This window comes from Eikenella halliae, assembly GCF_001648475.1.
Classification (GTDB): Bacteria; Pseudomonadota; Gammaproteobacteria; order Burkholderiales; family Neisseriaceae; genus Eikenella; species Eikenella halliae.
The window spans coordinates 38,576-64,444 of the sequence record NZ_LXSQ01000014.1; the positions used below are offsets into that span (position 1 = coordinate 38,576).

Sequence of the window (25,869 nt, forward strand, 5' to 3'; positions counted from 1 at the left end):
TAGCCCTTCCATGCCGCATTGAGGCTACCTGAAAATACTGCCGCACCAAACCGAAGGAACACCCATGGAAACTATCCGCCTCAAAGTGTACCGCTACAACCCCGATACCGATGCCAAACCCTATATGCAGGACTACGAGCTCGAAATCGAGCCCACCGACGTGAAGCTGCTCGACGCCATCATGAAGCTCAAAGCCAAAGACGACAGCCTCTCCTTCCGCCGCTCCTGCCGCGAAGGCATCTGCGGCTCGGACGGCATGAACATCAACGGCAAAAACGGCCTCGCCTGCCTCACCGATATCCGCAGCCTCAAGCAGCCCATCGTATTGCGCCCCCTGCCCGGCCTGCCCGTCATCCGCGACCTCATCGTGGACATGACCCAATTCTTCAAGCAATACCATTCCATCAAACCCTATGTGGTCAACGACAACCCTGTCGACCCGCGGCAGGAACGCCTGCAAAGCCAGGCCGAGCGCGCCGAGCTGGACGGCTTGTATGAATGCATCCTCTGTGCCTGCTGCTCCACTGCCTGCCCCTCCTTCTGGTGGAATCCCGATAAATTCGTCGGCCCCTCCGGCCTCCTAAATGCCTACCGCTTCATCGCCGACACCCGCGACACCATCACCAACGAACGTTTGGACAACCTCAACGACCCCTACCGCCTGTTCCGCTGCCACACCATCATGAACTGCGTAGACGTTTGCCCCAAACACCTCAACCCCACCCGCGCCATCGGCAAGATCAAAGAAATCATGCTCAAACGCGTGGTATAGCGGATAATCTTCAGCCAGTACGGTTTTGCCCCACCTAGCCGTACTGGCTGTACTGTCTGCAGCCAGCCTCCTTATCCCCAGTTAAATAATCCCATAGCTAAGCCATGCCCACCTTTGACGACACCGCCAAACGCCGCCTGCGCTTCCAAACCCGGCGCGGCCTGCTGGAGCTGGATATCCTGCTCAAGCAGTTCATGGCCGCCGAATTCGACCGCCTGAGCGATGCCGAGCTAACCGTATTCACCGAACTGCTCGCCCTACCCGACCCTGAATTATTCGCCCAACTCAACGGCCAAAACCCTGCCGCTAATGCCGAAAGTGCAGCCTTATTGGATAAAATCCGCAGTAGCCGACGTACTGCTTGAACCGCATTCCTTTAAGGCTACCTGAAAGCATAACTTCGAAGTTCGCACATATAAAATTCAGACACATAAGGCTACCTGAAAACACTGCAGAGTTTCTGCCAAGCCAAAGTTTCAGGTAGCCTTTTTCTTTACCGACCACAGCCGGCACTCAAGTACGTCGCAAGTAACTTTAACATTCCGGTTTTCAGGTAGCCTATTGCCTCCATCTTTCCTGTTTAATCAACAATTCACTATCCCTCCAGCACCCACCCTCTGCCGCCAGCCCACACCCATCCCGCCGTGCCTACCGTAAAAGGGATTTTTCTTATTGACGTTCCCCATATCGGGTCGTATTATTCAGCCGTTATACCGGCGTTTGGCAAACTTCCAGCAACATTTCTGCCGCTGCCTGGTAAACCCTTGAAACTCAAAGAAAGGCCGGGCTGATTCCAGAATCTTAGCGACAGAAAGAGCAACCTTTTCAGGTAGCCGGTTTCGAGTTTTTATCATATTCCCCTCCCCGGCCATTCCACCGCGCCAGATTCTCCATTCTCCCCCTTTCCAAGCAAACTATTTTCTGCGCCAAGCGCAATCAGGATGCCAGCAAAAGGCTACCTGAAAATGCTTATTCCGAATCGCCATACTCATTTTTAGCCGCCTGCCGTGTGGCGATTCGGAATCGGCATTCGCTGCAGATAGGATAAAGGCTGCCCGCTTAGGCAGCCCGATAAGCAAGCGTGCTGCTCTTCAAACCTTCACCTTAAATAAGGATCTTGCCATGATGAAAGAACAAAGTAGTTTGTCCTACCTATACGGTACCAACGTCCCGTATATTGAAGATTTGTACGAAGCCTATCTGAGCTCCCCTGACTCCGTGGACAGCCAATGGCGGCAGTATTTCGACCAAGTGGCCGCCATGCCCGGCAACACTCCGAAAGATGTGGCGCACCGCCCGATTCAGGAAGCCTTTGCCAACTTGGCACAGCAGCGCGGCGGCGCAGCCGCGGGCGGCGTGGATTTTGCCGCCATGCAGAAGCAAGTGGCCGTGTTGAGCCTGATTTCCGCCTACCGCTCCTTGGGCAACCGCGCCGCCGACCTCAACCCGCTCGACCGCACCCATATCAGACAACTGCCCGAGCTCGATCCCAAAACCTACGGCCTCACTGATGCCGACATGAACACCCCTTTCCATGTCGGCACTGATCTTTCAGGTAGCCCCAAGCTGCCCTTGGCCGAAATCATCCGCCATCTGAAACAAATCTACTGCGGCCCCCTGGCGCTGGAATACATGCACATTCCCGACACCGCCGAGCGCGAATGGCTGCAGGAACGTCTGGAAGCCAACGGTGCCCGCCCGCAGTTTGACGCCGAAACCAAACGCCGCATCCTCAAAGAAATCACCGCCGCCGAAACCATGGAGCGCTATCTGCACACCCGCTATGTGGGTCAGAAGCGCTTCTCGCTCGAAGGCGGCGAAAGCACCGTGCCCGCGCTGAACCACCTGATCCGCGCCTCCACCGAAAAAGGCGTGCAGGAAATCGTAATCGGCATGGCGCACCGCGGCCGCTTGAATGTGTTGGTCAACACCATGGGCAAAGCCCCGCAAGCCATTTTCGACGAGTTCGAAGGCAAAGTGGACGCCAAATTCCCCAGCGGCGACGTGAAATACCATATGGGCTTCAGCTCCGACGTGCCTACCCCGCACGGCCCGGTGCACCTCTCTTTGGCCTACAACCCCTCGCACCTGGAAATCACCAACCCCGTGATTGAAGGCTCCGTGCGCGCCCGCCAAGACCACCGAGGTGACGAAGGCCGCAAACAAGTGCTGCCCATCCTGACCCACGGCGACTCCGCCTTCATCGGTTTGGGCGTGAACCAAGCCACCTTCAATATGTCGCAAACCCGCGGCTACAGCACCGGCGGCACCATCCACTTCGTGATCAACAACCAAGTGGGCTTCACCACTTCCGACCCTCGCGACACCCGCTCCACCCTGTATTGCACCGACATCGCCAAGATGGTGAGCGCGCCGATTCTGCACGTGAACGGCGACGACCCGGAAGCCGTGTGCCACGCCGCCCAAATCGCGCTGGACTACCGCACCACCTTCCACAAAGACATCGTGATCGATTTGGTGTGCTACCGCAAGCTCGGCCACAACGAAGGCGACGACCCCACCCTAACCCAGCCCTTGATGTACAAAAAAGTGGCCGCGCACCCCGGCTCCCGCGCCGTGTATGCCGAGCAGCTGATTAAAGAAGGCGTGGTAACCAAGGAAGAAGCCGAAAAACTCATCAACGACTACCGCGCCGCGATGGACAAAGGCGACCGCATCCAGGAAATTCTGCCCGAGCAGAAACGCGAACACGCCGTGGATTGGAGCAAATACCAGCCCATCAGCTGGCGCACTCCGGTGAAAACCGCCCTGCCCGCCGCCGAAATCAAACGCCTGGCCGACCGCTTCACCGACATTCCCGCCGATGTAAAACTGCACAACACTGTGAGCAAAATCATCGACAACCGCAAAGCCATGGCTGTTGGCGAGCAAGCTATTGACTGGGGTATGGCCGAAACCATAGCCTATGCCAGCCTGCTCGAAGCCGGCCACGATATCCGCATTTCCGGCGAAGACTCCGGCCGCGGCACCTTCTCGCACCGCCACGCCGTACTGCACGACCAAAACCGTGCCGAACGCACCGGCGGCGTGTATATCCCGCTGCAACACATCGGCGAAAAACAAGGCCGCTTCAACGTAATCGATTCCATCCTGAACGAAGAAGCCGTGATGGCCTACGAATACGGCTATGCCTCCTCCGCACCGGAAGACCTGGTGATTTGGGAAGCCCAGTTCGGCGACTTCGCCAACGGCGCGCAAATCGCCATCGACCAGTTCATCACCTCCGGCGAAACCAAATGGGGACGCTGGTGCGGCCTCACCGTCATCCTGCCGCACGGCTACGACGGCCAAGGCCCGGAACACTCTTCCGCCCGCGTAGAACGCTGGCTGCAACTGTGTGCCGAAGAAAACATCCAAGTGCTGATGATGTCTGAAGCATCGCAGATGTTCCACGCCCTGCGCCGCCAGATTCTGCGGCCCTACCGCAAACCGCTGGTGATTTTCATGTCCAAACGCCTGCTGCGCCTCAAAGACGCCTGCAGCCCGCTGGCCAACTTCACCGACGGCGAATTCCGCCTCGTTATCGGCGACACCGTACATGGCCGCGACCAAGACGTGAAACGCGTGATTCTGTGTGCCGGCCAGGTGTACTACGATTTGGCCAAAGCCCGCGCCGACAAAGGCTTGGAAAAAGACATCGCTATCGTTCGCGTCGAGCAGCTCTACCCCTTCCCCTACGAAGAAGTGGCCGCCGAGCTCAAACGCTTCCCGAACGCCACCGAAATCATGTGGGCGCAGGAAGAGCCGAAAAACCAAGGCGCTTGGTACCAAATCCGCCACCGCTTGGAAAAAGTGCTCGGCGCCAACCAGCGCCTCACCACCGCTAGCCGCCCAGCCAGCGCCTCGCCCGCCGTCGGCTATGCCGTGAAACACAAAGCCGGTTTGGACGGCCTGCTTGAAGACGCGATGAAGCTCTAAAGCGCCAACAGGCTACCTGAAACATGCCGAACCGTTTTCAGGTAGCCTCCTAGAACACGATTTACCTATTTTTCAATTCACTAAAGGATAAAACCATGATTATCGAAATTACCGTACCCCCGCTGCCGGAAAGCGTTACCGAAGCCACCCTGATGAGCTGGCACAAGAAGGTGGGCGACTATGTGAACCGCGACGAAAACCTGATCGACCTCGAAACCGACAAAGTTGTGCTCGAACTGCCCGCCCAGCAGGCCGGTGTGATTGTGGAAATCATCGAACAAGACGGCGCCACCGTTACCGCCGGTCAGCTGTTGGCTAAAATCGACACCGAAGCCAAAGCAGCAGAAGCCGCCCCGGCTGCCGCCCAAGCCCCCGCTGCCGAATCCGCAGGCCACGTGGCCGCCGCAGGCGCGCAAGCCGGCGTGGCCATGCCCGCCGCCGCCAAACTGGCTGCCGAAAAAGGCGTGGACGTATCCGGCGTACAAGGTTCCGGCCGCGATGGCCGCGTGCTGAAAGAAGACGTGGCCGCTATGCCTGCCGCCGCACCCAAAGCCGCTGCCGCCCCGGCCGTGCCGCTGGGCGACCGCGTAGAACAGCGCGTACCGATGAGCCGCCTGCGCCAGCGCGTGGCCGAACGCCTGCTGCAATCCCAGTCGCAAAACGCCATCCTCACCACGTTCAACGAGGTGAACATGAAGCCGATTATGGATTTGCGCGCCAAATACAAAGAGAAGTTCGAGAAGCAGTATGGCGTGAAACTGGGCTTCATGTCCTTCTTCGTGAAAGCCGCCGTGGCCGCGCTGAAGAAATTCCCCGCCGTAAACGCTTCGATTGACGGCAACGACATCGTTTACCACGGCTACTTCGACATCGGCATCGCTGTGGGCAGCCCGCGCGGCCTGGTAGTGCCGATCCTGCGCAATGTGGATCAGATGAGCATTGCCGACATCGAACTGGCCATCGTGGACTACGCCAATAAAGCCAAGAGCGGCAAAATCGCTATTGAAGACCTCACCGGCGGCACGTTCTCCATCACCAACGGCGGCACCTTCGGCTCGATGATGTCCACCCCCATCATCAACCCGCCGCAATCCGCCATCTTGGGCATGCACGCCACCAAAGAACGCGCCGTGGTGGAAAACGGCCAAGTCGTGGTGCGCCCGATGATGTATCTGGCCCTCTCCTACGACCACCGCATCATCGACGGCCGCGAAGCCGTGCTCACTTTGGTTACCATCAAAGAAGCCCTCGAAGACCCGGCTCGCCTGATTTTGGAAATCTAACGGTTTCTAAAATCTAAGCGCTTAGCCACATCAGGCTACCTGAAAACCCTTTTTTCAGGTAGCCTTACTCTTTTGCCACATCAAACACAGCAAAGGCTACCTGAAACTTTCAGGTAGCCCAACCAAACACCATGACCGACACCACCGTCCACCTCTACACCGACGGCGCCTGCAAAGGCAATCCCGGCCCAGGCGGCTGGGGCGTGCTGCTGCGCTACGGCCGTCATGAAAAAGAACTCTGCGGCGGCGAAGCCGACACCACCAACAACCGCATGGAGCTCACCGCCGTTATCCGCGGCCTCGAAGCCCTCAACCGCCCCTGCCAAGTAACCATCCACACCGACTCCCAATACGTGAAAAACGGCATGGAAAGCTGGATACACGGCTGGAAGAAAAACGGCTGGAAAACTTCCGCCAAACAATCCGTGAAAAACGCCGAACTGTGGCAGCAGCTCGACCAACAAGTCGCCCGCCACCAAGTATCCTGGCAATGGGTGAAAGGCCACGCCGGCCACCCCGAAAACGAACGCGCCGACCAACTGGCCAACCAAGGCGCCGCCAACATAGCCGGAAAGCAACAATAAATGCCAATAATCAAATTATTGGCACAAAATTCCTCACTGCCAACTATCCCTTCCCGCAGTTGGCGTTCCGCCCGCCATCTGATAGAATGGTAACCCATACAGTCAATCAAAACGCAGCTTCCGATTCTGCGTTTGATTGGCTAAAAATTTGAGTTCACAAGCCGCCGGCACCGGGCGGCTTGCATTTTTATGCAAAAACGGCTGCCCCGCAGCCCTTGTGGAGAAAATCATGCAAAAGATTCCATTAACCGTACGCGGCGCCGAAATGCTCAAGCAAGAATTGCAGCATCTTAAAAGCGTCGAGCGCCCCGCCATTATCGAAGCCATCGCCGAAGCCCGCACCCACGGCGATTTGTCTGAAAATGCCGAATACGAAGCCGCCAAAGAAAAACAAGGCTTCATCGAAGGCCGCATTTCCGAGCTGGAAAACAAGCTCTCCGTAGCCCACATCATCGACCCCACAGAAATCCACGCCGAAGGCAAAATCGTATTCGGCTGCACCGTCGTGCTGGAAGACTTGGAAAACGAAACCCAAGTGCGCTACCAAATCGTTGGCGACGACGAGGCCGACATTAAAGACAACAAAATCTCCATCAGCTCGCCCATTTCCCGCGCCCTTATCGGCAAAGAAGAAGGCGACGTGGCCGAAGTGCAGGCGCCCGGCGGCGTGCGCGAATACGAAGTTATCGAAGTGCTGTATATCTAGCGGGCGGGGGCGAAATGAACCAAAATTTCAATCCCTACCAGGCCCCGCAAAGCCAAGAATATCTGCCGCAAAGTACAAGTGAATGCTGGCGCGAAGGCAAACGCGTCTTTCTGCCTGCCGGTACCGACCTGCCTTGCCGCTGCATCCATTGTGGCGAAGAGGCTGCACCGCCACGCCGACAACGTAAACTCTATTGGCATCATCCCGCACTATATTTGTTGATATTCACTGCATTTATCGGCCTGCCAGGGCTATTGGTTTATCTGATTGTGGCCTTGATTGTACGAAAAAAAATTACGGTTACGGCCGCACGTTGCCCCACACACCGCAAACAGATGCGCCAAATTTATATTGGTATATTCATTCTGTTGTTGATCACGCTGTTCCTGCCGTATTTTGCCTCCACCGAAAACGGCATGGTTGATAGTAGCCTGATGTCGCTGTTGTATATCGGTTTAGTTTTAATTTGGCTGGTGCTGATAATTCTCGCTTCCGTCTTCCGCCTACGCGCTGTGCGAATCAATGAAGAATACAGCATCCTCAAAGGCTTCGGTCGTGGCTTTCTCAACACCCTGCCGGAAGAATACAAACTCGACAGCCGACGCTAACGCCGACCTCTGTTTGAATAGGGGCGGTAATCAATTTTCAGGTAGCCTATTCATAAGCGGAAGGCTACCTGAAAACATAATATGCCCAAGTTTCTGCACAGCCGAAGCCATCGTTTTCAAGCCGCCTTATTTTTTCAGCCGCCCCGCAAGCGCTCCGGAAGCACGGTAAGGCTGAGCAAAGCGTTGGCTTTCTGATTTTAATCCGCTATACAATGCCGCTTTCCACGCCTGCCGGTTTTCCCGCCAATGGAACAACTCGAATTTTTCAGCATTCCCAGCCCCTGTATCGGCGTTTGCCAGGCCAATAGCAAGGGCTATTGCAAAGGCTGTTTGCGCAGCCGTGAGGAGCGGCTGTATTGGCTGAAGCTGACGGATACGCAGAAGCAGAACGTGCTGCGCCTGTGCCGTTTGCGCAAGCGCAAGCTGTTGCAGTTGGCGGCTGAGCAGCAGACCGTTTCCATTGAGCTGCCGGAACAGATGGATTTCGATTTTTTCTAAGCATCCCGTTGCCCATTCTTCTTTCTCTTTTATCGTTAAACATCAATCATGCTGGTTTTATCTGCTTTATCTTTTCTTCCCACCTCTTGGACATGGCAGTTTCTCGCCTTGGCGGTTTTGTGCAGCGTGGCGGTTTCGGTGCTGCTGAAAATCGCGCGCAAACAAGGGGTTCACATTGAGCATGCGATTGCGGTGAACTATATTGTGGCCACGGCCTGCTGCTGGTTTTTGCTTGAGCCGCCGCTGGATGGTCTGCGCGGGGCGGATATTGGCAGCCTGTGGCCGTTTTTGGCTTTGGGCGTGCTGTTGCCGAGCATCTTTGTGGTGATGGCGCGGGCGGTGGAACAGGCGGGGATTGTGCGCTCGGATGCGGCGCAGCGGCTGTCGCTGGTGTTGCCGGTGTTGGCGGCTTTTCTGCTGTTTGGCGAACAGCTGAGCCGCAACAAAATCGTGAGCATCGTGCTGGCCTTCAGCGCGCTGGCGGCTTTGCTCTATAAGCCGGGCAAGGGCAAACAGGGCGGCGGGATGTTTTGGCTGGTGGGAGTGTGGCTGGGCTTCGGAGTGATTGATATTCTGTTTAAGCAGTTATCCAAAACCGGGCAGGCGCTGTCGCTGAATTTGTTTGTGGCCTTCGCGCTGGCTTGCGTGCTGATGTGGGGTTATGTTTGGCGGCAGGGCAAACCGCTCAAGGCGGCGGATTTTGCCGGCGGGCTGCTGCTTGGATTGTTGAATTTCGGCAATATCCTGTTTTATATCAAGGCACACCATGCATTTTCCGGCGACCCAACCTTGGTATTTGCCGGTATGAACTTGGGTGTGATTGTGTTGGGTACGCTCACCGGCGCGCTGGCGTTCAAGGAGAAGATTTCGGCAGTGAACCAAGCCGGCATTGTGCTGGCACTCGCAGCGATTTACAGCTTGTTTTATTTGGATTGGCTGCTGGCGAAGCTGGGCGTGGCAGTGTGATCAGCCTCACAGAAACTGTGCCGCACTACGTTTGAACTGCATTGCAGCTTCGCTTTCAGGTAGCCTCTATGGCGCGGATAAAGGCTACCTGAAAACTATAGTGGATTAAGGCAAGGCGTATAGGCAGTACGTCAAGGCGAGCCAACACCATATCATTGCAATTTTAATCCACTATATCCGACTGTTTTGCCATACCAATACAAAGGCTACCTGAAAACAATTTTTCAGGTAGCCTTTTCTTATTGGTTCGTTAATTCTTATTGGTTCATCCAATGGTTGCCATCAGAACTGCCACGACAGGCTGCCTTTGATGTTTCTGCCCACGCCGCTCACGGCCTCACCCAAGTAGGGGGCGTAGCGGCGGTTGAACAGATTGTCCACGGTCAGACGCAGGGTGAACTGTTTTTGGCGTGGCGGCTGCCAGGTGGCGAAGAGGCCGTGTAGGGCGTAGCCTTTGGATTTGGGTAGCGCCCAGTAGGCGGCCATCGGGTCGCCGTCGGTGGGCGAGCGGTCTTGGCGGCGGATGAATTCGGCTTTCCAGCCGAAGGTTAGGCCTTGCGCGGAGAAGCGTGCGCCGAGGGTGGCGGTAGCTTTACGCGGCGGAATATCGGCAAGCCAGGTGTCTTGGTCGTGCCAGGGGTTGCGCGGCGATCCTTGGCGTTTGCCGCGCATGAAGGAATAAGTGAGACCGGCAAACCAGCGGTCGGATTCATAGTAGCCCTCGATTTCGCCGCCGCGTATGGTGTAGCCGGGCAGGTTGCGGTAGTTGCCGATGGGTTGGGCGCACACACTGCTGGGGCGGTTGGGCAGCTGTTCGCGGCAGAAAATGCCCCTGCTTTTGAAGATTTCGTCTTTGCCGCGTATGTGGAACAGGGTGGTACGCAGTTGCAGGCTGTCTTCTGCACGCAGCAGGTTCTGCCAGCGCAGGATGCCGCCGAGGCGGAAGGAGGTAAGGCGCTCGGGTTCGAGGTAGCGGCTGGTGGCGGAAGCGCTGCTAGCGGCGGATTGCACTTCGTATTGTTCGTCGATTACGGGGGCGCGCCAGGTGCGGCTGGCGTTGGCAAACAGCAAGATATTTTCGCTCGGCTGCCAGGCGATGCCCAAAAACGGCGACCAGCCTCTGTAGGTTTTGCTGCGGTAGTCGTGGCCGGCGGATGGGGTGTTGTAGCCGCGTGCCAAATTGGGCTCGCCTTGGTTGTGGATATGGTCGTAGCGCAGGGCAGGGGTAAGAGTCCATGTGCCGATGCGGATTTCGTCTTGTACGTAAAAACTGTTTTGCTGCTGCTTGCCGGCAGGCATGTAGTAGGGTTGGAAGCGGCCGTAGTTGAAATTGGCGTTGTTTTGCCGACTCTTGTCGTACATCATCACTTCGCGTACGTGGCGGTTGGTTTGTAGGCCGAGGGTGAGGCGGTGTTGCAGGCTGCCGGTGGAGAAACGGCTCACGTTGCTAATGTCTAGGCCGGTGTCCTGATAGGCGGTGTGGCTTTGGTTGCCCATGCTGCCGAGGAAGCCGGAGCCGGCGTTTTCCGGGCGGGTATCGTCTTGCACGGTTTTAGCGTGGTTGAGCTGCACGGTGAGGTCGAACCACGGGTTTTCCGGCATGTAGCGGTATTTGAGCGAATAGCTTTGGTCGTCTTGGCGGCGGTACACCAGTTTGCGCTTCCAGGCGGCATCCAGACCGTAGCGGCGAATTTCGGCTTGTGAAGGGCCGCGCAATTCGCCGCGTTTGGCGGCAAAAGGCTCCCAGGCATGATGCCGACCGTACATGGCCGATAGGGTGAAGCGGTGGGAGGAAGCCGGACTGTAGTTGCTTTTGATGAGGAAGCTCTGCTGGTTGTTGGCGGAATACGCCAGCCGCTCGCCATCGGGCTGTTCAATATCGTGACCGCGCCGCACCGAGGTGTAGAGCAGGCCGTCCCAGCTTTGGTTGTTGTTTTGCAGGAAGAGGGCTGCGCTGGTTTGCCATTGCTCGTCGTTGGTATGATGGCTGATTTTCAGCAGCCCGCCCACGTTTTGCCCTTCACGCAAAAACTCTTTTGCATCACGGCTTTCCAGCTTGACTGCGCCGCCGAAACCGCCGTTGCCGCGCGATACGTCAAACGAACCTTTGTCCACCGTAACTTGGCGCAGCAGTTCCGGCTCGATAAACACCGATCCTTGCCGATAGCGCTCGAAGTTTTTGGCTGCGCCGTCGATGGAAATTTTGATATCTTCGTTATCGCCGAAGCCCCAGATATTCAGGGTTTGCCCGCCGGGGCGCGGCGAACCGGAGCTGCTGGTGCCGGGCAGCAGGTCGAGCAGGGAGGCCACGTTGTCGGCCTGCTGCTGGTCGATGTTTTCGCGGGTAAGGCGGGATTGCCCGGCCTGAGTGGAAAGCGCGCGCTGCCCTTTGATTTCAATCACGGGCAATACGGCGCTATCGCCGATTTCACCGGCTGCCCGGGCAGGCAAAACAGCGAAACCGAATACGGCTGGCAGGCATAAGGCAGATAACAGGCGGCTCTGCAGGCAGGAAAATGGATGGGGCGGTGTGTGCATTTGGGTTCTCGAAACGGAATGACTGTATGAAAAAACAGCCTGGACGGTATTCATTAGGCTGCCACCATAATATAAGTGATAACAATTCTATATTTCGTTTTAAAAGAGGTAAAGGAACTTTAGCATTAGCAAGTGAATTGTTGCGACACTGTAAACCTAAGGGTGAATTTATTGCTTTCTAACTGCCCGCCACAGAAAAGGGCTACCTGAAAACCGGTTTTCAGGTAGCCTCTTGCTTTACCCGCACCGCAAATATTCCGCCAGCGGCTTGGGCAAACCGTATTCCGCCGCATTGGCCCACAGGCTGCCGTGTGCCGCGGCCGCCGCCACGCCGTTTGCCTGCAAAGGCGTAATCTGCAACAGGCGGTGCGTGAGGCGGTGGCTCACCAAATCTCCTTCGGCCAAATCTTCCGCCGCCACGCCGAAAGCGGCTGCACGTTCATACAAGTCATCCAGCCGCTCAAAGCAGGGCACGCAGTAGAGCCCGCCCCAAATGCCGCCGGACGGGCGTTTTTCCAGCAGCACCCTGCCCTGTTTGTCGCGCAACACCAGCCAATACAGCGCCACTTCCTTCACCTCCACCGCGGTTTTCTTGCGCGGCAGTTCGGCAATCCGCCCTTGCTGTTTGGCCAGGCAGATTTCCGCCATCGGGCAGGCATCACAATGCGGTTTGCTGCGTTTGCACACCATCGCGCCCAAGTCCATCAGCCCTTGCGTGTAGGGGGTCATGTCCTCGGCTGCGGGCAGCAGGCTTTCGGCCAAATCCCACAAAACGGTTTCAAATTTTTTATCGCCGATTGCCCCGTCTTGCGCAAACACGCGGCACAAAACTCGCTTCACGTTGCCGTCTAAAATCGCCTCGCGCCGGCCGAAGGCAAAGGCGGCAATCGCCGCTGCCGTACTGCGCCCCACGCCCTTGAGCGTTTCCAAGCCTTGGCGCGTATCGGGAAAGCGGCCGCCGAAATCGCGCACCACCTGTTTGGCCGCCGCATGCAGATTGCGGGCGCGGCTGTAGTAGCCCAGCCCGGCCCATAGCGCGAGCACTTCGTCTTCATCCGCCGCAGCCAGCGCAGCCACGTTTGGAAACGCCGCCAGAAAGCGCGGATAGTATTCCAACACAGTGGCCACCTGCGTTTGCTGCAGCATAATCTCCGAAAGCCACACCGCATAAGGATCGCGCACCTGCCAAGGCAGGCCGTGCCGCCCGTGTTGCTTTTGCCAGCGCACCAGCCGGGCAGAGAAATCTGTGTTCATATATAAGGCTACCTGAAACCGAAAATCCCGTATTGTATAGCGGATTAAAATGGCAATGATACTGCGCAAGCTGCCGCCGGATGGTTTTCAGATAGCCTTCCGCCGCAATCCGTCCGTTTCCCGCTATAATCGCAGCCCAAACCAACCCCGATTGCCGTTCATGACCAACCACACCCTCTTCGCCACCTGCCCGCGCGGCCTCGAAACCATCCTCGCCCAAGAGCTGGCCGACCAAGGCTGCACCCACATCGCCCCCACCGACGGCGGCGTATCCTGCCAAGGCAGCCTCGAAGCCGCCTACCGCGCCAACCTCCACTCCCGCACCGCCAGCCGCATCCTGCTGCAACTGGCCAAACAGCCCTACCGCAGCGAAGACGACATTTACCGCGCCGCCAAAAGCATTCGTTGGGAAGACTGGTTTCATGCCGGGCAAACCTTCAAAATCAAAGTGGAAGGCAAACGCGCCCGCGTGAAAAGTCTCGACTTTACCGCCCTCAAAATCAAAGACGGCCTGTGCGACCGCTTCCGCAGCAGCCAAGGCCAACGCCCCAGCGTAGACAAAGCCAATCCGCACATCCGCATCCACGCCTTCATCAGCGAGCAGCACGCCACCGTCTTTATCGACACCAGCGGCGAAGCCCTGTTCAAACGCGGCTACCGCCAAGACACCGGTGCCGCCCCCCTGCGCGAAAATCTTGCCGCCGGCCTGCTCCTGCTCGCTGGCTACAACGGCAGCCAGTCCTTCCAAGACCCCTTCTGCGGCAGCGGCACCCTCCCCATCGAAGCAGCCCTCATCGCCACCCGGCGCGCCCCCGGCCTCAACCGCCGCTTCGGTTTCGAGCAGCTGGCCAACTTCGATGCCGGCCTCTGGCAGCGCCTGCGTCAAGAAGCCCAAGCCACCGTATTGCCGCAAGCCCCCGCCCCCATCACCGGCAGCGACACCGACCGCCGCCTTATCCAAACCGCCGCCATCAACGCCAGCGAAGCCCAAGTGGCCGGGCACATCGTTTTTCAGGTAGCCGACGTGCGCGACACCCGACCCAACGGCGAAAACGGCATCCTCCTCGCCAACCCGCCCTACGGCGTACGCCTCGAAGAAATCCAAACCCTGCACGCCCTCTACCCCCAGCTCGGCTCCTGGCTCAAACAGCACTACCCCGGCTGGCTCTGCGGCCTGCTCACCGCCGACCGCGACCTGCCCAAACTCATGCGCCTGTCCCCAAAACGCAAAATCCCCCTCTACAACGGCAACCTCGACTGCCGCCTGTTCCTGCTCGACATGGTGCGCGGCTCCCACCGCACGCCCAAGGCAGAATAGCCGCGTTAAACAAAAAGGCTACCTGAAAACCGTTTGCCTGTTTCAGGTAGCCTCTAACCCAAACGTAGCCCGCTCCCGCCCTACCCCATCTTTATATAGTGATTAAATTTAAACCAGTACAGCGTTGGCTCGCCTTGCCGTAACGTGTGTACTGTCTGTGGCTCGCCGCCTTGTCCTGATTTTTGTTAATCCACTATATTTAGGCAGCCGCAGCCCACACACCATCGCCAACCCCACCGGCCTTTGCCACCAAAAAGGCTACCTGAAAACCCATTCCGCTATATAATCGCCCGGTTTTGACTCCAAGGCTACCTGAAACCATGAAAGCCATGATACTGGCCGCCGGACGCGGCGAGCGGATGCGCCCGCTCACCGACACCCTGCCCAAACCCATGCTCCCCTGCGGCCGCGAGCCGCTCATCGGCTGGCATTTGCGCCGCCTGGCCGCCGCCGGCATCAGCGAAATCGTTATTAACCACGCCTGGCTCGGCGAAAAAATCGAACAAGGCCTTGGCAACGGCAGCCGTTACGGCGTGTCTATCCGATATTCGCCCGAAGCACCCGGCGGGCTGGAAACCGCAGGCGGCATCGCCACCGCCCTGCCGCTCTTGGGCAGCGACCCCTTCCTGGTGATTAACGGCGACATCCTCACCGATTTCGATTGCCGCACCGCCATCGAACGTGCCGCCCAAATGAGTACGCACACCCTAGCCCACCTCTGGCTCGTGCCCAACCCCCCGCACCACCCGCAAGGCGATTTCCGCCTGCAACCCGGCGGCCAAGTTACCGACGCCGAATCCCCGGAGCCCGCCCGCACCTTCAGCGGCATCGGCCTCTACCGCCCCGAGCTTTTCGCCCACACCGCCGCCCACCAACGCGCCAAACTCGCCCCCCTGCTGCGCCAAGCCATGCGGCAAGGCCAAGTGAGCGGCGAAATACACACCGGCCTGTGGCTCGACGTGGGCACGCCCGAACGTTTGCAGGAAGCCGCCCGCATCAGCGGGCAATGGGCAGGCTGATACTGATTGATCCAAAATCCGTTTTAGTTTTATAGAAATTCCGCCTCTTTTTAACTTCGTTGAAGCTGACGCTTTCAGGTAGCCTTCTCCTTTGCTTAAAGGCTACCTGAAACCCAAACCCCTTCATCGGCCAATCCATTTATGAACGCCAAACACACCCTCGAACGCTACAACCAAGAGCAGTACACCGCCCAAGAAGCCCAGCGCCTTGCCCAACAAATCATCTTCGGCCCCATCGCCTTCCAAGCCTCCCGCCTGATGGTGAAATTCGGCATCCTCAATCGGCTCAACCGCGCCGCCAAAGGCCAAACCCTCGAAGAAATCGCCCAAGAAGCCAAGCTCAGCCGCTACGCCGCCCAAGTGCTGCTCGAAGCCTCCCTCTCCATCGGCACCGTCCTCTGCGAAAACGAACGCTACCGCATCAGCAAAGTCGGCTGGTTTTTAATCAAAGACCCCATATCCCCCATCAACATGGATTTCGTGCACGACGTCTGCTACCAAGGCACATTCGACCTCGAAGCCGCCCTGCTCGAAGGCCGACCCGCCGGGCTCAAAGTATTCGGCAGCTGGCCCACCGTATATGAAGGTCTCTCCAGCCTCCCCCCGCGTGCCCTCGAAAAATGGCTCGCCTTCGACCACTTCTATTCCGACCTCTCCTTCCCCGCCGCGCTGGAAATCGTCTTTTCCCAACCCGTCCGCCGCCTGCTCGACGTAGGCGGCAACACCGGCCGCTGGGCACTGCAATGCGTGGCATACAACCCGGAAGTACAGGTCACCATCATGGATTTGCCCCAACAAATCCAACTGATGAAAGAGCACACCGCCAGCCTGCCCGGTGCCGAACGCATCCACGGCCACCCCGCCAACCTGCTCGACCCCGATGCCCCATTTCCCGAAGGCTTCGACGCCATCTGGATGAGCCAATTCCTCGACTGCTTTACCGAACAGCAAGTTACCTCCATTCTCAGCCGTGCCGCCGCCAGCATGAGCGAAAACAGCACCCTCTACATCCTCGAGCCCCTGTGGGACAGGCAAAAATATGAAACCGCCGCCTACTGCCTCACCCAAACCAGCCTCTACTTCACCGCCCTGGCCAACGGCAACAGCAAAATCTTCCACAGCGCCGACCTCGCCCGCTGTATCGAAGCCGCCGGCCTGCAAATAGCAAAAATCCACGACAACCTCGGCCTCGGCCACAGCCTCTTGTGCTGCAAGAAAGCGTAAAATAGAAAAAGGCTACCTGAAAAACCAAACCGCAGTTTTCAGGTAGCCTCTAATCCGAACAAAAGGGAAACATCATGCCGATTAACAAACCCGCCGCCATCTCTGCCGCCCTGCTACTGGCTATTTCCTCCGCCGTACAGGCACAGACCGACTTCGACTTTAACCGAATTCCCGCCGCCGAACGGCAACGGATGCTTCAAGAGGCTGTCGCCGAGATCAACGGAAAACTGCCATATCCCAGCTACGACGGCTCAAACCAATTAAATCGCGTATTTATTGAAAACAATCGGCTGGTATTCGACGGCAACATCAATTTAGACAAACTCAACACCCCGCCAGAAGCCCGCCGACCTGAAATTTTGCAAGCACTTTTTCAAGTTTCCGGCTCAAAGCAGCTTTGCGAAATATCAGAAACCGCAACATTAAACAAACAGCTTTCCATTACCGTTCGTTATCAAGTTCACGGTAGCCAGCAAATTATTCCCATCAATGTGCCTAAAGGCTACTGCACCCGCTACCTCCGCAAACCAATCTTGCAACGGGTTGAAGAATTCGTCATCGACAATACCAATATCATGACCCCTGTTGTCAATCAAAAACTACCAATACAGAACGGCAACATCACGCTTATGCGCCTAACTTTCGATGCCCAATCCCGTACCCAACACCGGTATATCAGCAAAGCCGATTCCAGCTTAGCCATGCAACCCAGCCATGTCATCCGCACTCGGCTGCAACAAGAAGCAGAACAAGAGGTATGCGACCCATTTATAGCCCCCCAAAACCGCTACTACGCCACTACCTTCCACACCACCCTCCCCGGCCACGCCACCCCCTTCGAAATCACCATCCCCAAAGGCCACTGTGACCGCCAACGCTAACTCAAAAGGCTACCTGAAAACGCAAGCATCAACACAGCTTCTGCAAAGCTAAAGCCAAACCGCAGTTTTCAGGTAGCCCCTAAGCCGCATAAAAAGGAAACCGCCATGCAAGCCATTAAACTAGCCCTCATCCTATCCGCTGCCGCCCTGCCCCTTGCCGCCCAAGCCAAGCCGCCCGCCCGCCAAACCGCCGGCCTGCCCCAATTCATCCGCAGCATCAACCGGGACGCGCCCATCAAATCCGGCCCCATCACCATCCGCCACGCCACCGCACAAGGCAGCAACATCCTGATTGATGCCGCCATCGACAGCCAACTGCTCCCCCTGCCGCCCAACGCCGAACGCGCGCCCACCGTCCAAGCCCTGCAAACCCTGGCCGAAGCCGCCTGGTGCCGCCATCCCCAATTCCCCGCCCTCAACCCAACCCGCAGCCTCACCATCCGCTACACCGTCAGCGGCGAACCCACCCTCATCAACATCAACATCCCCGCCGGCCGCTGCGCCCAAATCAAAAGCAGCCAAAGCCCCGCAGAGCAGGAAGAGGAAGGCCAAATCGCCGCCCTCATCCTCCTCATCCCCGGCATGAACCAACGCCTCCCCCTCACCGAAGACAACCTCACCCTGCAACGCGTCCGCTTCGATCTCCCCACGCGCACCATGCACAAATACCTCACCCTCAACGACCCCGAGCTCGCCAAACAGCCCGCTGCACAAATCCGCGCCAAACTGCAAACCGAAGCCAACACCCTCGTGTGCGACGACCCCCTGCTCGCCCAAAGCAACCGCTACTACCCCACCACCCACCACTTCACCCTCCCCGGCCAAGCCGAAACCTTCGAAGCCACCGTTGCCAAAAACAGCTGTGCCGGAAACGCAAAATAAACCGCCGAGCCACACAAAGGCTACCTGAAAACCGGGCTCATGCCATGAAACCACCCGCAAGCCAAGTCCCGCAAAAACCCCGTTTCAGGTAGCCCAACCCGGAAAGCAACAGGAAACCTCATGTCGGCACGCCTTCAAACCCTCCTCCTAACCGCCTTGCTGGCCGCCGTCCCAAGCATCCAAGCCCAGCCCACCCGGCAAGAGCTGCAAACTGCGATTGATGCCATCAACCGCGATCTGCCCGCCAATCGAGGCGGGCCGACGACCATCTACAAAGCGTCTTTGGAAAACGACCAGATCGTGTTCGACAGTACAATCGACCTGGCAAAATTGCGCCCCCGCCCCCCAACAGCCAGCCTACGGCAAGTCCTGCAAGACAATTTCTCCAACGATAACATCATACCGCTTTTCGCCTGTAACAGCCCGGAAAGCAGGCAACTCAACGATTCCGTAGCCTTCACGATGCGAATCCGCCTATCCGACACCCCTTCCGACATCATAACCTTTACCATACCCAAAGGCTATTGCGCCGCCCATCCCGCCCGGTCTGGCAGTCCGGAAGACAATTACCTGACCATGGTATCCAATTTGGCAAACAGCCTCCAATCCCAACTGCCGATTAAGGTTAGCGACGCAATAACCATAACCCAAATCCATTTCGATGCCGCCAAACGAACCCTGCACCGCCACATCATCGTGACCGATCCCGAATTTCCCGGACAAAGCCTATCTGCCATCCGTACAAAGCTCCGGCAGCATACGGAGAACACCTTCTGCACTTCCCCGCCCTTCGCCAGAGGCAACAGCCATTACGCCTTCCACGAGCACTTTACTTTCGCCAACCGCCCGGGTTCGGTCGATGTCGTCATCCCCAAAGGCTTTTGCGCCAACCGCCGATAGGCAGCAGCCAAAAAAGGCTACCTGAAAACCCCGTTCCGAGTTTTCAGGTAGCCTTTATCGCATCAATCAAACTGTATCAAGACCCGCTAAACAGGCTCTTAAACCACAGCACGATGCTGTCCCACAGGCGGCCGAAAAAGCCGGCTTCGGCCACGTCGTTGAGCGCCACCACGTCTTTCTGCGCCACCACGCGGTTTTGCGCGTCCATAAATTTCACGGTGCCGAGCACTTGGCCTTTGCTAATCGGCGCGAGTACGGGCTGCACGGTTTCCAGCACGGGCTGCAGCTGCGCGGCCTGGCCGTGCGGCACGGTGATGTAGGTGGCGTCGATAAAGCCCACGTTCACGGCGTTATCCGCGCCTTTGTACACTTTCACCTGCGAAATGGCGGTCTCGGCCTCATACAGCTTGGGCGTGTCGTAGGATTGCAGCGCCCAGTTGAGCAGTTTGCTGCTCTCGGCGGCGCGCGCCTGCATGCTTTCGGTACCCACCACCACGGAAATCACGCGGCGGCCGTTGCGTTTGCTGGAGGCAACCAGGTTGTAGCCGGCGCTGTCGGTGTGGCCGGTTTTCATGCCGTCCACGTCGGGGTCGCGGTAGAGCAGCAGGTTGCGGTTGGGCTGGGTGATGTTGTTGTAGCTGTAAGACTGGATGGAATAGAGCGGATAATATTGCGGATAGTCGTGGATGATGGCGGCGGAAAGGGTGATGAGGTCTTGCACCGAGGTGTAGTGCTGCGCGCCGGGCAGGCCGGTGCTGTTTTCAAAATTAGTGTCTTTCATGCCGAGTCGCTTGGCTTCGGCGTTCATCAGCTGCACAAACTGCGCCTCGCTGCCGGCCACGGCTTCGGCCAGGGTGATGGAGGCATCGTTGCCGGACTGCACAATCAGACCTTTGAGTAAATCGTCCACGCGGGCGGGGGTTTTCGGATCGAGGAACATGCGCGAGCCTTCCACTTTCCAGCCCTGCTCGGACACGGTAAAGGTTTGGTCGGGCTTGAGTTTGCCTTCTTCCAGCGCTTTAAACACCAAATAGGCGGTCATCAGCTTGGTGAGCGAGGCGGGCTCGATGTGTTCGTTTAATTTGTGCGAGGCGAGCATCTGGCCGCTTTGCGCGTCATACACGGCATAGGCCGAGGCTTTGATTTCGGGCAGCCCCACGGCGGTTACGGGCTGGGTGGCGGCGGGATTGGCCGCGGCCGGGGCGGAAGCGGCGGGCGCAGAGGCTTGGCGGGGGGCGGAAGCGGCTTGCGGCGCGGCCTGCACCTGCCAGCCGGCCATCAAAAGGGATAGGGTGAGAAGGGTGAGCTTTTTTTTCATTGTGTTGTCTGATTGGTTTGATTGAGTGGTTTGCCGAAGCGGGACTTGCGTTGGGGCTACCTGAAAACGGGAAGCCGCACCTTTTCAGGTAGCCTGCCGCAAGTGCCGACCATGCGGCAAAATCGCGCCGATTATAGCCGCTCAAGCCCGTATTGCTAAGCGTTTAACCTGATTTTTCTTGCCAGCGGCGGCGCAAACGGGGTATCTTGCCGCCTTTCAAAACGATTTCAAACCATCATCATGCCCCTGCCCCACACCGACTACCTCACCCGCATCCTCACCGCCGCCGTTTACGACGTAGCCGCCGAAACGCCGCTCGATTTCGCCCGCAACCTTTCCGCGCGCAGCGGCAACCGCATCCTGCTCAAACGCGAAGACCTCCAGCCCGTTTTCTCCTTCAAAATCAGGGGCGCATACAACAAAATGGCCAAGCTGCCGCCCGAGTTCTTGCAAAAAGGCGTGATTACCGCCAGCGCTGGCAACCACGCCCAGGGCGTGGCGCTTTCCGCGCAGAAACTCGGCTGCGAAGCCACCATCGTAATGCCCGAAACCACACCGCAGATTAAAGTGGACGCCGTGCGCTCGCGCGGTGGCAAAGTGGTGCTCAAAGGCGTGTCGTTCAACGATGCCTACGACCACGCCGTAGAACTGGCCAAAAGCAGCGGCCAAACCTATATCCCGCCGTTTGACGACCCCGACGTGATTGCCGGCCAAGGCACCATCGGGCTGGAAATCGTGCGCCAGCATTCCAAGCCGATTGATGCCGTGTTCGTGCCCATCGGCGGCGGCGGTCTGGCGGCCGGCGTGGCCGTGTTCATCAAACAGGTGCGCCCCGAAATCAAAGTAATCGGCGTGCAAACCCATGACTCCTGCGCCATGAAAACCTCCATCGAACACGGCCGCCTGGTTGAGCTCAAAGATGTCGGCCTGTTTTCAGACGGCACGGCGGTGAAGCTGGTGGGCGAAGAAACCTTCCGCCTGTGCCGCGAATTTTTGGACGAAATCATCACGGTGGACACCGACGCCATCTGCGGCGCGCTCAAAGATATTTTCGACGACACCCGCAGCATCTGCGAGCCCGCCGGCGCGCTGGCCTTGGCCGGCCTCAAAGCCTACATCGCCCGCGAGCAGGCGCAAGGCCAAACCCTGATTGCCGTCACCAGCGGCGCCAACATCAATTTCCACCGCCTGCGCCACGTTTCCGAGCGCAGTGAGCTGGCCGAAGGCAACGAAGGCATTTTTGCCGTGTCGATTCCCGAACAGCCCGGCAGCTTCCTCAAGTTCATCAACATCTTGGGCAGCCGCAACATCACCGAATTCAACTACCGCTACGGCGACGACGCCACCGCCCACATTTTCGTGGGTATCCAAAGCAAAGGCGCGTCCGACCTAGCCGCCATCAGCGCCGAACTCACCGCCGCCGGCCTGCCCAACACCGACCTCACCGACGACGAAACCGCCAAAATCCACATCCGCTACATGGTGGGCGGCCGCACCGGCAAAGTGGCGCACGAACGCCTGTTCAGCTTTGAATTCCCCGAACGCCCCGGCGCACTGGCCTACTTCCTCAACCGCATGCAGATCGGCTGGAACATCACCCTGTTCCACTACCGCAACCACGGCTCGGATTACGGCCGCATACTGGTGGGCATCGACGTGCCACCGGCCGACAACCAAGCCTTCGCCACCTTCCTGCAAGAACTGGGCTATGTGCACACCGAACAAACCGGCAACGCCGCCTACCGCCTGTTCCTCGGCCAGGCTTAAGATCAATACTGCTCATTTTCAGGTAGCCTCATCAGCCCGTTCAGGCTACCTGAAAACATCCGCCTTAGCAGTTAAAATCAAAATCCATTTACAAACAAAGAGAACCCAAATGCTCGCCTCCCAACACCTCCTCTGGATAGACGGCCCCGCCGGCCGCCTGCACACCATCTACCTGCCGCCCGAAGCCCCCGAGCGCGGCGTGGCCGTCATCAACCACCCCAATCCCCTGCACGGCGGCACGTTCACCAACAAAGTGATCCAAACCGCCGCCAAAGTTTATGCCCGCCTAGGCTTCCACTGCTACCTGCCCAACCTGCGCGGCGTGGGCGAAAGCGAAGGCGAGCACGACTACGGGCACGGCGAAACTGACGACTGCCTCGCCGTAATCGACTACGCCAAAAGCCAACACCCCCATGCCGCCCAACTCATCATTTCCGGCTTCTCCTTCGGCGGCTACGTGAGCCTGTTTGCCGCCCAACAGCGCCGCCCCGATGCCCTCGTGCTGCTCGGCCCCGCCGTGGGCATGTATGAAGTGCCCGCCGCCCAAGCCGCCGACCCGGCGCACACTTTGGTGATCCACGGCGAAATTGATGAAGTCGTCCCGCTGGCCAACGCCCTCAGCTGGGTCGCCCCACAAGACATCCCCGTGGTTGTACTGCCCCAATCCTCCCACTTCTTCCACGGCAAACTCATCCCCCTGCGCGACACCCTGCTGCGCTTCGTACCCAGTGTGTTAGAAAAATAAGCTAATCAGTTTCAGGTAGCCTTTGGATTGGAAAGGCTACCTGAAAAACTATCCGCCACACTTTCCCCCTATTGAAATCAAAATGCCAGCCTGCAGCGCCCAACCAGGCTACTTGAAACCCTATCTTCTCCTTACCACCATGCCCACCTGTCAACCCGCCATCGTCCTCACCACCTGCCCCAGCCAAGCCGAAGCCGAACGCATCGGCAAACTCCTATTGCAACAGCACCTCGCCGTCTGCGTGCAATATGAAGCCATTCAAAGCCAATACCTCTGGCAGGACAAGCTCTGTTGCGACAGCGAAATCCACCTCACCATCAAAACCGCCGAGCGGCACTACCCCGCCGTTGAACGCCTGATTCTCGAACAGCACAGCTACGATTGCCCGCAAATCCTGCTGCTGCCCGTATCCGGCGGCGCAGAAGGCTACCTGAAATGGCTGAACGACAACCTCGCGCCATGACCAGGCGAACTTGAACCAGCCACTCATCCACTATTGCCGCAGATCAAAGGCTACCTGAAATATTAGCTCCGCAGAACCTGCTTTCAGACTCATGAGCGAAAGGGATGGTAAAAATTGCCAAAAGCCGCGTATAACAAGGCTTTTGGCAATTTTTACCATCCCTTTCGCTTATTACAGCTAATATACAAACAGATATCATGAGTAGGATAGCTTCGATCCGCCATTGCAAAGCATATGAAGGATTGATGGGTCAACGCCTATCCTACAATACGTCTACGTTTGCTATCGTGTTCAGGCTGCTTTTTATCCCAGCCGCCGCATCATATACCACACACCCCAAACCAATGAAACCAAGAGGCCTATCCCAATGATTTTATACGCCTGCAACGCTTTTTTCTGCCATGTATCAGGCAGCGGATAGCGGCGGGCATATTTTTCGCCAGCTGCCAGCAGAAGCAGCAGTATCAACATGCTGATTTGCGGCCAAACCCACAGCGAAAGCAGGAACAAGGCGGCAGTAAAGTATAAAAAATATTTCATTTTTATGATGGCAAACCGTGTGTTGCAGAATACAGGCTGCTTTCCCAACCTCCCAAAAGCAGCCTGTATCTTTGACTATTACGATTTAATCACCCGCGCAATCAGCGCCTTATCCTTGCCCGCCATATTCGGAATCTGCACTTGAATGCCGTTGCCGGGGGCAACTTCCGCCGCTTCGCCCCTGCGTTTCATGGCTTGCAGCACGATGGTTTGGTTGCCCTTCGGGTGGATGATTTCCAGCGTGTCGCCCACGGCGAAGCGGTTTTTCACTTCCACGGTGGCCCAGCCTTCGGCGTCGATTTCGGTAACATGGCCGACGTATTGGCTCTGTTTGGCCACGGAATGGCCGGTGAGGTAGTTTTGGTAGTCTTGTGTTTGGTGGCGCTCGAGGAAGCCGGAGGTGTAGCCGCGGTTGGCGAGGCCTTCGAGTTCGGCCAACAGGCTGTAGTCGAAGGGGCGGTCGGCCACGGCGTCGTCGATGGCTTTGCGGTAGGCCTGAGCCACGCGGGCGACGTAATATACGGATTTGGTGCGGCCTTCTACTTTGAGGCTGTCCACGCCGATGCGGGCGAGCTCGGCCACTTGCTCTACGGCGCGCAAGTCTTTGGAATTCATGATGTAGGTGCCGTGTTCGTCTTCCATAATCGGCATCATTTCGCCGGGGCGGTTGCTCTCTTCGATGAGGAAGATTTTATTGGCGGCAGGGTGGCGCACTTGGCCGTTGATGCCTTCGAAGGCGGCGTTGGCTTCTTCTTGGGCTTTGTTGAAATCAAAGCCTTGCAGCAGGCGGGCGTCGCCCATTTCGTCGATTTCGGCGGGGTGGACTTTATAGTCCCAGCGGCAGGAGTTGGTGCAGGTGCCTTGGTTGGGGTCGCGGTGGTTGAAGTAGCCGGAAAGCAGGCAGCGGCCAGAGTAGGCGATGCAGAGTGCGCCGTGCACGAACACTTCGAGCTCGACATCGGGGCATTCTTGGCGGATTTCAGCGATTTCTTCCATGCTCAATTCGCGCGACAAAATAATGCGTTCCACGCCGATTTTCTGCCAGAATTTCACGCCCCAGTAGTTGGTGGTGTTGGCCTGCACGGAGAGGTGGACAGGCATATCGGGCCAGCGTTCGCGGGTAACCATAATCAAGCCGGGGTCGGCCATAATCAGCGCGTCGGGCTTCATGGCAACCAGCGGATCCATATCGGCCACAAAGGTTTTGAGCTTGCTGTTGTGCGGCAGGGTGTTGACGGTGAGATAGAACTTTTTACCGCGTGCGTGGGCTTCGGTAATGCCGGCCTGCAATACGTCGAGCTTGGCGAATTCGTTGTTGCGGGCACGCAGGGAATAGCGCGGGCTGCCGGCATACACGGCATCGGCGCCGTAATCGAAGGCGGTACGCATACGCTCGGGGCCGCCGGCGGGGAGAAGGAGTTCGGGAGATTTCATGGCGTGATTCAAATGGGATAAGGGGGTAATCGGAATAGAAGCGGTTTGCTTTCAGCTAGCCTTTAAGTTATTCGGAGATGCTTTAAACGATTTTCAGGTAGCCCCTTAAGCAGGCTACCTGAAACGAAGTTTCTGCGAAGCTAAAACGAAGTTTCTGTGAATTCAACTAGACGCTTGCCCTCAAGGAGTAAGCTGAGAGGAATTTTGAGAATACCGTAATAAAAAAATAC

The 25,869-nt window shown here is 57.6% G+C and carries 24 protein-coding genes; 18 read left to right on the plus strand and 6 right to left on the minus strand.

The window, feature by feature from the left end; all coding sequences use genetic code 11:
• Positions 1-64: 64 nt before the first annotated feature.
• From A7Q00_RS05465 to rnhA, 5 genes are all read left to right on the plus strand, one after another.
• Positions 65-772 (plus strand): succinate dehydrogenase iron-sulfur subunit, encoded by a 708-nt coding sequence (locus A7Q00_RS05465; protein WP_064089604.1) that lies wholly within the window; start codon positions 65-67, stop codon positions 770-772.
• 104 nt (positions 773-876) lie between these two features.
• The gene (locus A7Q00_RS05470) at positions 877-1,137 is read left to right on the plus strand and encodes an FAD assembly factor SdhE (RefSeq protein WP_064089605.1); all 261 of its coding nucleotides are present in this window, start codon (positions 877-879) and stop codon (positions 1,135-1,137) included.
• A gap of 757 nt (positions 1,138-1,894) precedes the next feature.
• Positions 1,895-4,711: a 2-oxoglutarate dehydrogenase E1 component gene (locus A7Q00_RS05475; RefSeq protein WP_064089606.1), complete on the plus strand. Its 2,817-nt coding sequence runs from the start codon at positions 1,895-1,897 to the stop codon at positions 4,709-4,711.
• Between the two features lie 95 nt (positions 4,712-4,806).
• A complete protein-coding gene (gene odhB, locus A7Q00_RS05480) occupies positions 4,807-5,994 on the plus strand; it encodes a 2-oxoglutarate dehydrogenase complex dihydrolipoyllysine-residue succinyltransferase (protein ID WP_064089607.1) in 1,188 nt (395 codons plus the stop codon).
• Positions 5,995-6,125: 131 nt separating this feature from the next.
• Positions 6,126-6,578 (plus strand): ribonuclease HI, encoded by a 453-nt coding sequence (gene rnhA / locus A7Q00_RS05485; RefSeq protein ID WP_064089608.1) that lies wholly within the window; start codon positions 6,126-6,128, stop codon positions 6,576-6,578.
• 102 nt (positions 6,579-6,680) lie between these two features.
• Here rnhA and A7Q00_RS14150 read toward each other — a convergent pair whose 3' ends face one another.
• Complete coding sequence (locus tag A7Q00_RS14150; RefSeq protein ID WP_281179002.1) at positions 6,681-6,809, minus strand: hypothetical protein; 129 nt, start codon at positions 6,807-6,809, stop codon at positions 6,681-6,683.
• Here A7Q00_RS14150 and greA point away from each other — a divergent pair.
• The 4 genes from greA (at position 6,808) to A7Q00_RS05505 (ending at position 9,356) form a co-directional block, all read left to right on the plus strand.
• Positions 6,808-7,284: a transcription elongation factor GreA gene (gene greA, locus A7Q00_RS05490; protein ID WP_064089723.1), complete on the plus strand. Its 477-nt coding sequence runs from the start codon at positions 6,808-6,810 to the stop codon at positions 7,282-7,284. The genes A7Q00_RS14150 and greA overlap by 2 nt on opposite strands.
• A gap of 14 nt (positions 7,285-7,298) precedes the next feature.
• Positions 7,299-7,892: a hypothetical protein gene (locus A7Q00_RS05495; protein ID WP_064089609.1), complete on the plus strand. Its 594-nt coding sequence runs from the start codon at positions 7,299-7,301 to the stop codon at positions 7,890-7,892.
• A 246-nt stretch (positions 7,893-8,138) separates the two neighbouring features.
• Positions 8,139-8,390: a DUF1289 domain-containing protein gene (locus A7Q00_RS05500; protein ID WP_064089610.1), complete on the plus strand. Its 252-nt coding sequence runs from the start codon at positions 8,139-8,141 to the stop codon at positions 8,388-8,390.
• A 48-nt stretch (positions 8,391-8,438) separates the two neighbouring features.
• A complete protein-coding gene (locus A7Q00_RS05505) occupies positions 8,439-9,356 on the plus strand; it encodes a hypothetical protein (protein ID WP_064089611.1) in 918 nt (305 codons plus the stop codon).
• A gap of 282 nt (positions 9,357-9,638) precedes the next feature.
• Here the strand turns inward: A7Q00_RS05505 and A7Q00_RS05510 are convergent, their stop codons facing one another.
• Complete coding sequence (locus A7Q00_RS05510; protein ID WP_064089612.1) at positions 9,639-11,894, minus strand: TonB-dependent hemoglobin/transferrin/lactoferrin family receptor; 2,256 nt, start codon at positions 11,892-11,894, stop codon at positions 9,639-9,641.
• A gap of 237 nt (positions 11,895-12,131) precedes the next feature.
• Positions 12,132-13,148 (minus strand): A/G-specific adenine glycosylase, encoded by a 1,017-nt coding sequence (mutY, locus tag A7Q00_RS05515; protein WP_064089613.1) that lies wholly within the window; start codon positions 13,146-13,148, stop codon positions 12,132-12,134.
• A 160-nt stretch (positions 13,149-13,308) separates the two neighbouring features.
• Between mutY and A7Q00_RS05520 the strand changes: the two genes are divergently transcribed.
• The 6 genes from A7Q00_RS05520 to A7Q00_RS05545 all read left to right on the plus strand — a co-directional run bounded on the left by A7Q00_RS05520 (position 13,309) and on the right by A7Q00_RS05545 (position 19,372).
• Complete coding sequence (locus tag A7Q00_RS05520) at positions 13,309-14,466, plus strand: THUMP domain-containing class I SAM-dependent RNA methyltransferase (protein ID WP_064089724.1); 1,158 nt, start codon at positions 13,309-13,311, stop codon at positions 14,464-14,466.
• A gap of 320 nt (positions 14,467-14,786) precedes the next feature.
• Positions 14,787-15,485, plus strand: coding sequence for an N-acetylmuramate alpha-1-phosphate uridylyltransferase MurU (gene murU / locus A7Q00_RS05525; protein ID WP_064089614.1), 699 nt, complete (start codon positions 14,787-14,789; stop codon positions 15,483-15,485).
• Positions 15,486-15,626: 141 nt separating this feature from the next.
• Complete coding sequence (locus A7Q00_RS05530; protein ID WP_064089615.1) at positions 15,627-16,709, plus strand: FlxJ family methyltransferase; 1,083 nt, start codon at positions 15,627-15,629, stop codon at positions 16,707-16,709.
• 74 nt (positions 16,710-16,783) lie between these two features.
• Positions 16,784-17,590, plus strand: a complete 807-nt coding sequence (locus A7Q00_RS05535; RefSeq protein ID WP_064089616.1) for a hypothetical protein — start codon at positions 16,784-16,786, stop codon at positions 17,588-17,590.
• Positions 17,591-17,695: 105 nt separating this feature from the next.
• A complete protein-coding gene (locus A7Q00_RS05540; RefSeq protein ID WP_064089617.1) occupies positions 17,696-18,472 on the plus strand; it encodes a hypothetical protein in 777 nt (258 codons plus the stop codon).
• 120 nt (positions 18,473-18,592) lie between these two features.
• Positions 18,593-19,372, plus strand: a complete 780-nt coding sequence (locus A7Q00_RS05545) for a hypothetical protein (RefSeq protein ID WP_064089618.1) — start codon at positions 18,593-18,595, stop codon at positions 19,370-19,372.
• Between the two features lie 76 nt (positions 19,373-19,448).
• On the opposite strand, the gene A7Q00_RS05550 is transcribed toward A7Q00_RS05545, so the two are convergent.
• Complete coding sequence (locus A7Q00_RS05550; RefSeq protein WP_064089619.1) at positions 19,449-20,690, minus strand: D-alanyl-D-alanine carboxypeptidase family protein; 1,242 nt, start codon at positions 20,688-20,690, stop codon at positions 19,449-19,451.
• A 234-nt stretch (positions 20,691-20,924) separates the two neighbouring features.
• Between A7Q00_RS05550 and ilvA the strand changes: the two genes are divergently transcribed.
• The 3 genes from ilvA to cutA all read left to right on the plus strand — a co-directional run bounded on the left by ilvA (position 20,925) and on the right by cutA (position 23,665).
• On the plus strand, positions 20,925-22,457 hold the full coding sequence (gene ilvA / locus A7Q00_RS05555) for a threonine ammonia-lyase, biosynthetic (protein WP_156503749.1): 1,533 nt from the start codon (positions 20,925-20,927) through the stop codon (positions 22,455-22,457).
• A gap of 109 nt (positions 22,458-22,566) precedes the next feature.
• Entirely contained in the window at positions 22,567-23,202 is a 636-nt protein-coding gene (locus tag A7Q00_RS05560) for an alpha/beta hydrolase (RefSeq protein WP_064089621.1), read from the plus strand.
• Positions 23,203-23,314: 112 nt separating this feature from the next.
• Entirely contained in the window at positions 23,315-23,665 is a 351-nt protein-coding gene (gene cutA, locus A7Q00_RS05565) for a divalent-cation tolerance protein CutA (protein ID WP_342668417.1), read from the plus strand.
• A gap of 303 nt (positions 23,666-23,968) precedes the next feature.
• Here cutA and A7Q00_RS05570 read toward each other — a convergent pair whose 3' ends face one another.
• Both A7Q00_RS05570 and trhP read right to left on the minus strand, forming a co-directional pair.
• Entirely contained in the window at positions 23,969-24,136 is a 168-nt protein-coding gene (locus tag A7Q00_RS05570; RefSeq protein ID WP_156503750.1) for a hypothetical protein, read from the minus strand.
• A 147-nt stretch (positions 24,137-24,283) separates the two neighbouring features.
• The gene (gene trhP, locus A7Q00_RS05575) at positions 24,284-25,639 is read right to left on the minus strand and encodes a prephenate-dependent tRNA uridine(34) hydroxylase TrhP (RefSeq protein ID WP_064089623.1); all 1,356 of its coding nucleotides are present in this window, start codon (positions 25,637-25,639) and stop codon (positions 24,284-24,286) included.
• Between the last annotated feature and the right edge of the window lie 230 nt (positions 25,640-25,869).